Raw genomic sequence first — 1,570 nt, 5'->3', positions numbered from 1 at the left:
GAGGGGCCAGAAGACGCGGAAGACGAGCCAGAGAACGAACCACTAACCACAGAACCAATTGGGCAAGAGGCGTTCAACGAGGCGATAGACAACCCACTGGCTGGCCTAGAGAAACTATAAGGAGCTACAGCAATGAATGATAAACGCCTCAACACACTAATCACCGACCCAAAAGAGCGGACACAGCGATCCCAAGAGAAGCGGGCAGCGGTACTAAAGTTCTTGCGTGATGAGGTTTGGTCAACATCAGACATCATAGCGGAGGTGATGGGCGTAAAGACACGTCAGGCAGTGAATAAACTACTTCTAACCCTGATGCATGAGGAAAAGGTTAAGCGAGCGACAATTGATGTAGGCGCGGGGAGAGGGATAACACTGTGGGGGCTTACTACTCACGGTTTGGCATTCTCATTCGATGAAGATGAGGAGATCAAGGATATCCCAGTATTCGAGCCGTCAAGGGTAGCAGTTTCAACACTTCCGCACAGGTTGGACATTCAAAAGGCAAGACTCAAGGCACTAGCAAACGGCTGGAAAGACTGGACACCCTGCGACCGTGGGGAGTTCATCAAGACTCATGGCGTACAGCATAGACCGGATGCGCTGGCAGTGAACCCAGAGGGCGAGCTGGTAGCGATAGAGGTAGAGCGAACCATCAAGACCCGATCAAGGTATCAACAGGTAATCGCCTCGCACTTGAAAGCTATGTCAGACGGTAAGTGGGGACATGTGTACTACATCACTCCGGAGGGCGTTTCTAACCGGCTTAAAAAGGTGATCTACTCGATAGATACAATCAAAGTCGGGGGGCAGCAAGTACAGTTGAAAGGTTCGTATTTAGAACGATTCACGTTTGTGGATTTGGATAAGTGGATAGTGGAGAACGATAAAGAATGACACCTATACATTGGCTTCTGATTGTGTGTCCGGCTGCGGTGCTTGGGGCTGTTCTGTTCATAGGAGTGTTTGAACGGGTAGACAACACAGCGGAAGAGCAGAGAGCGACCGTACAGCTCAAACAAATGGAGTTTGATAAACAGTTCGCGGATGCATGGAACGAGGGAGTAATCAAAGGCCCGTCAGATGCGGAACTGGAAGAACAAAGGGCATTGGTTAAAGAGTTGAAAGACCTAGCCAGAAAAGCCAGAGAGAGCCAGAGACAAGACCTAGAGAGGCTGGCTCAACAGCTACAGGGCCAGCTAGAGAACGGCGATATTAGCGAAGACCTAGCGAACCAAGAAAAGAAATCCAAGCAGTGGAGAAACAACAGAATGAATAAAAGTGTATTGGCGTTAGTTATGGGGTCTGTGTTGGCTTTATCGGGATGTGACAATAGTCCTGTGGGCGTGTCAGGAGGCAGCGAAACGGGGTCTAGCTCTAGCAGTAGCCAAGGCGTGGACACATCAAAAGAACTTAACCAATCAAAAGCAGTTACGGTTATGGTGGCTCGGTCTCTAGCTCCGCTGATTACTGAAACCGCCACAGACCTATACGGAAGATCGTCCGGTAAGGTCTAGAACTGGCAACTAATCAAATTGCTCTATGAAGTAGAGCGCGGAACGGAAGGAGG

Annotated in this window: 2 protein-coding genes; both read left to right on the top strand. The window is 49.7% G+C overall.

The window, feature by feature from the left end; all coding sequences use genetic code 11:
- Positions 1-132 precede the first annotated feature (132 nt).
- A complete protein-coding gene (gene mobC / locus B853_RS15915) occupies positions 133-897 on the top strand; it encodes a MobC family replication-relaxation protein (RefSeq protein WP_050568922.1) in 765 nt (254 codons plus the stop codon).
- Positions 894-1,517, top strand: coding sequence for a hypothetical protein (locus tag B853_RS15910; protein ID WP_128826933.1), 624 nt, complete (start codon positions 894-896; stop codon positions 1,515-1,517). Before mobC ends, B853_RS15910 begins: the two co-directional genes overlap by 4 nt.
- Positions 1,518-1,570 lie beyond the last annotated feature (53 nt).

The organism is Vibrio rotiferianus CAIM 577 = LMG 21460, from assembly GCF_002741985.1.
In the GTDB taxonomy this organism is placed as follows: domain Bacteria; phylum Pseudomonadota; class Gammaproteobacteria; order Enterobacterales; family Vibrionaceae; genus Vibrio; species Vibrio rotiferianus.
The sequence above is the reverse complement of the archived record's forward strand: the minus strand, read 5'-3'. Positions and strand labels throughout refer to the sequence as shown.

Bases quoted from the DNA above. Each gene is read 5' to 3' on its own strand.
- mobC (WP_050568922.1), top strand. From the start codon at position 133: ATGAATGATAAACGCCTCAACACACTAATCACCGACCCAAAAGAGCGG.
- B853_RS15910 (WP_128826933.1), top strand. From the start codon at position 894: ATGACACCTATACATTGGCTTCTGATTGTGTGTCCGGCTGCGGTGCTT.